At 59.3% G+C, this 4,320-nt stretch carries 6 protein-coding genes; 2 read left to right on the top strand and 4 right to left on the bottom strand.

Annotated elements, in window-relative coordinates; genetic code table 11:
• The first annotated feature begins 42 nt into the window (after window positions 1-42).
• Window positions 43-1,476 carry a nitrogen regulation protein NR(I) gene (gene ntrC / locus ACIQVE_RS26245; RefSeq protein WP_402814130.1) on the top strand — a complete coding sequence of 478 codons (1,434 nt, stop codon included), beginning with the start codon at window positions 43-45 and terminating at the stop codon, window positions 1,474-1,476.
• 618 nt (window positions 1,477-2,094) lie between these two features.
• Here ntrC and ACIQVE_RS26240 read toward each other — a convergent pair.
• Window positions 2,095-2,532 (bottom strand): hypothetical protein, encoded by a 438-nt coding sequence (locus tag ACIQVE_RS26240; protein WP_402814115.1) that lies wholly within the window; start codon window positions 2,530-2,532, stop codon window positions 2,095-2,097.
• Here ACIQVE_RS26240 and ACIQVE_RS26235 point away from each other — a divergent pair.
• Window positions 2,531-2,986, top strand: a complete 456-nt coding sequence (locus tag ACIQVE_RS26235) for a tRNA (cytidine(34)-2'-O)-methyltransferase (RefSeq protein ID WP_003220777.1) — start codon at window positions 2,531-2,533, stop codon at window positions 2,984-2,986. The two genes, ACIQVE_RS26240 and ACIQVE_RS26235, sit on opposite strands and share 2 nt — an antisense overlap.
• A 122-nt stretch (window positions 2,987-3,108) precedes the next feature.
• On the opposite strand, the gene secB is transcribed toward ACIQVE_RS26235, so the two are convergent.
• The 3 genes from secB to ACIQVE_RS26220 form a co-directional block, all read right to left on the bottom strand.
• Window positions 3,109-3,594: a protein-export chaperone SecB gene (secB, locus tag ACIQVE_RS26230; RefSeq protein WP_402814112.1), complete on the bottom strand. Its 486-nt coding sequence runs from the start codon at window positions 3,592-3,594 to the stop codon at window positions 3,109-3,111.
• Window positions 3,595-3,651: 57 nt separating this feature from the next.
• On the bottom strand, window positions 3,652-3,906 hold the full coding sequence (grxC, locus tag ACIQVE_RS26225; RefSeq protein ID WP_008080561.1) for a glutaredoxin 3: 255 nt from the start codon (window positions 3,904-3,906) through the stop codon (window positions 3,652-3,654).
• A gap of 1 nt (window position 3,907) precedes the next feature.
• Window positions 3,908-4,320: rhodanese-like domain-containing protein (locus ACIQVE_RS26220; RefSeq protein ID WP_402814109.1), on the bottom strand; the 413-nt coding region annotated here is incomplete at its 5' end.

The following is a 4,320-nucleotide window of genomic DNA, read 5'->3' as shown; positions in this document are numbered from 1 at the left end:
AAAGATAATTCTACCACAGAAAAAAACACCCACAAACACAATATAACAATACAAAACGAGATTAACATCTATCACTACCGTTCTATCCGTTGGGTTCTGGAAAAAGCCTTGCAACAGGAAGGCATGACCACCCAGAGCTTCGACAGCGCCGATGGCGTGATGAGTCGCCTGGCCCGTCAACAGCCGGACGTGATCATCTCCGACATCCGCATGCCGGGCGCCAGCGGTCTGGACCTGTTGGCGCGGATTCGCGAGCAGCACCCACGGCTGCCGGTCATCATCATGACCGCTCACTCCGATCTGGACAGCGCTGTCGCCTCCTATCAGGGCGGTGCGTTCGAGTACCTGCCGAAGCCATTCGACGTTGATGAGGCGGTCTCGCTGGTCAAGCGCGCCAATCAGCATGCGCAAGAACAGCAAGGCTTGCAGGTCGTGCCAGCACTGACCCGCACCCCGGAAATCATCGGTGAAGCGCCGGCGATGCAGGAAGTGTTTCGCGCCATCGGCCGCTTGAGTCACTCCAACATCACCGTGCTGATCAACGGCGAATCCGGTACCGGCAAAGAACTGGTGGCCCACGCCCTGCACCGTCACAGCCCGCGTGCAGCCTCGCCGTTCATTGCGCTGAACATGGCGGCGATTCCCAAGGACCTGATGGAATCCGAGCTGTTCGGCCATGAGAAAGGCGCGTTCACAGGCGCGGCCAACCTGCGTCGCGGTCGATTCGAACAGGCCGATGGCGGCACGCTGTTCCTCGATGAAATCGGTGACATGCCAGCAGACACCCAGACTCGCTTGCTGCGGGTGCTGGCCGATGGCGAGTTCTATCGCGTTGGCGGCCATGTGCCGGTCAAGGTTGACGTGCGGATCATCGCCGCGACTCACCAGAATCTGGAAACCCTGGTGCACGCCGGGAAATTCCGTGAGGACTTGTTCCACCGCCTCAACGTGATCCGCATCCACATTCCGCGTCTGTCGGATCGTCGCGAAGACATCCCGACCCTCGCCCGGCACTTCCTCAGCCGCGCCGCGCAAGAGCTGGCGGTCGAGCCGAAGCTGTTGAAGAGCGAGACCGAGGAATACCTGAAAAACCTGCCGTGGGGCGGCAACGTGCGTCAGTTGGAAAACACCTGCCGCTGGATCACGGTCATGGCGTCCGGGCGCGAAGTGCACATCAGCGACTTGCCGCCAGAGTTGCTCAACCTGCCGCAGGATTCGGCGCCAGTGACCAACTGGGAGCAAGCGCTACGTCAGTGGGCCGATCAGGCATTGGCGCGTGGCCAGTCGAGCCTGCTCGACAGTGCTGTGCCGGCGTTTGAGCGAATCATGATCGAGACGGCGTTGAAACATACCGCCGGGCGTCGTCGTGATGCAGCGGTGCTGCTGGGCTGGGGGCGTAATACCCTGACGCGCAAGATCAAGGAATTGGGGATGAAGGTCGATGGAGGGGATGATGATGAAGGGGATGAGGGTTAACACTTCGTTCACTTGAGCCCGTCTGTGTACTCAAGATCTCTTCCCCCTCACCCCAGCCCTCTCCCCCAAGGGGGCGAGGTGAAGGGAGCCGATCTTCATGTTGTTCAAGACCTGAGTCCGACTCGTAATTTCAGGGCGATGTATCACGGTTGAACAACTCGGTCAGTCCCCTCTCCCTCCGGGAGAGGGTTAGGGTGAGGGTTTTCACTTCGTGCACCACCGTAATGCACTTTGACCCGCAATCGAGCATACCCGGCGGTTGAATTTCCAAATCGAAACCACTGAAAAGCTTTAACTCCAAAACCACGAAAGCCCCGTACTCCGGGGCTTTCGTGTTTCCGACAGCTGTTTTGTTTCAAAAAATTAAAACCTGGCACGCCCCCTGCAATACCTCTTACAGGTGATTCGTTTCACCACCCGTTTCGGGGACCTTGGTACAGGCAGGCCGGGGATTCCCCTCTTTACACCGGGCTCACACCGCATCGCGACGAGCCCACCCTTTTGGGATCCTTGGTACAGGCAGGCCGGGGGTTCCCTCTTTACACCGGACCGACGCTTTGAGCGAAGTCCAGCTTTTTGGGAACCCTGATACAGGCAGGTCAGGGATTCCCGCTTTTATTACTCACGGAGATGGATCTCCAGCCGCCAGCGGTCATCGACCTCACTGCCGGCCCAGTCACCCTGCAGCGGCCGCGCCGCCAGAACCGTCAGCAACAATCCGCCGTCACTCATTCGCGTACGCCAATTCACATCCTTGCCATTGAGCTTGAGCTGGCCCTTCTGCGCCCGCCCGTCAGCCTGAAATAACAACGCCACCGTGCCGTCGATGATCTCGCCATGCAGCTTGGGCTCGTTGTTGAACCACACCACCAGCCCACCATCGATCACCTCGACCTGCTGCAGAACGCTCGGGTCAGGGGTCGTCAGGCGGCCGATCATCAAACCGATCATCAAACCGACAATCGCCAGCGAACCGATCACCCGCGGGAATAGTTTCGAACGCGAGTCCGCTTGCGGCGTAGAATGCGCGTCATCTTTACCTTCGGAGCCGTGCATGTTTCACGTCATCCTTTTTCAACCAGAAATTCCGCCGAATACCGGCAACGTTATCAGGCTGTGCGCCAACAGCGGCTGCCACCTGCATTTGATTGAACCGCTGGGCTTCGAGATGGACGACAAGCGCTTGCGCCGGGCCGGTCTCGATTACCACGAATACGCCACACTGCAACGCCACGCCGACCTCGCCAGTTGCCTGGAGAGTCTGGGCAACCCACGGTTGTTTGCCTTCACCACCAAGGGTTCGCGGCCGTTTCATGATGCCGCGTTCGTCCCGGGCGATGCGTTCATCTTCGGCCCGGAAAGCCGAGGCCTGCCACCGGAAGTGCTCGACGCCCTGCCGGCCGAACAGCGCCTGCGTCTGCCGATGCGTGAAGGCTGCCGCAGCCTGAATCTGTCCAACACCGTGGCGGTGGCCGTGTACGAAGCGTGGCGCCAGAACGACTTCAAATAACCGCACATAACAAATGTGGGAGCGAGCTTGCTCGCGAAGGCGTCGTATCAGAGGACATCAATGTCGCCTGATACTCCGCTTTCGCGAGCAAGCTCGCTCCCACAGGGGTGTAGCTAAACCGTTTATTGAACGGTTGGCGCGTCGCCGCTTTCCTGCATGCGCTGCAGCTCTTGCGCGTACAAGGCGTCGAAGTTCACCGGAGCCAGCATCAGCGCCGGGAACGAACCGCGGGTCACCAGGCTGTCCAGGGTTTCGCGAGCATACGGGAACAGGATGTTCGGGCAGAACGCACCCAGGGTGTGGCTCATCGAAGCCGCGTCCAGGTTCTTGATCAGGAAGATACCGGCCTGTTGCACTTCAGCGATGAACGCCACTTCGTCACCGTTTTTCACGGTCACGGACAGGGTCAGCACGACTTCGAAGAAATCGCCTTCCAGTTCTTTCTGACGGGTGTTCAGATCCAGGCCGACAGCCGGGTCCCACTGCTGGCGAAAGATCGCCGGGCTTTTCGGGGCTTCGAAGGACAAGTCGCGTACGTAGATGCGCTGCAAGGAGAATTGCGGTGCGGTTTCTTCTTCGCTGGCTGCAGTGTTCTGTTGGTCAGTCATCTCAGATCCTTTCTGATCTTGGGTCTTTTAGGGATTGCTGTACGTGGGTGCAGCCGTTCAGGCCTTGAGCAGCGCGTCGAGCTTGCCGGCGCGCTCCAGGGCATACAAATCGTCACAACCACCGATGTGCTTGCTGCCGATCCAGATCTGCGGCACGGACGTGCGTCCGGCTTTCTGGGCCATTTCGGCGCGCACCTGCGGCTTGCCATCGACCTTGATCTCTTTGAAGGCCACGCCTTTGTTCTCGAGCAGGTACTTGGCTCGCGAGCAGTAAGGGCAGTAATCGCTGGAGTAGACGATGACTTCGCTCATATCACTTCACCAGCGGCAGGTTGTCGCCTTTCCAGCTGGAGATCCCGCCGGACAGCTTGGCGGCGGTGAAGCCGGATTTCATTAGTTCGCGGGCGTGGGTGCCGGCGGTCTGGCCCAGGGCGTCGACCAGAATGATGGTCTTGGCCTTGTGTTTTTCCAGCTCGGCGACGCGTGCGGCCAGTTTGTCCTGGGGAATGTTCACCGCGCCAACGATGTGGCCGGCGGCGAAATCCTTGGCTGTACGAATGTCTACCACCACGCCCGCATCTTTGTTGACCAGCGCGGTCAGCTCACCGGTGCTCAGGCTTTTACCGCCGCCCTGCATCGTGTGCGCCAGCAGCAGAGCCAGCAGTACGACGAAGATACCGACAAGAATGTAGTGGTTAGTGGCAAATTCAATCAGGTGAGCAACCA

The sequence above is a fragment of the Pseudomonas sp. NPDC098747 genome, assembly GCF_044760045.1.
Classification (GTDB): Bacteria; Pseudomonadota; Gammaproteobacteria; order Pseudomonadales; family Pseudomonadaceae; genus Aquipseudomonas.
Note: the sequence above shows the minus strand (reverse complement) of the source record. Positions and strands in the feature narration are given on the sequence as shown.

Bases quoted from the DNA above. Each gene is read 5' to 3' on its own strand.
- ACIQVE_RS26235 (WP_003220777.1), top strand. From the start codon at position 2,531: ATGTTTCACGTCATCCTTTTTCAACCAGAAATTCCGCCGAATACCGGC.
- grxC (WP_008080561.1), bottom strand. From the start codon at position 3,906: ATGAGCGAAGTCATCGTCTACTCCAGCGATTACTGCCCTTACTGCTCG.
- ACIQVE_RS26240 (WP_402814115.1), bottom strand. From the start codon at position 2,532: ATGCACGGCTCCGAAGGTAAAGATGACGCGCATTCTACGCCGCAAGCG.
- secB (WP_402814112.1), bottom strand. From the start codon at position 3,594: ATGACTGACCAACAGAACACTGCAGCCAGCGAAGAAGAAACCGCACCG.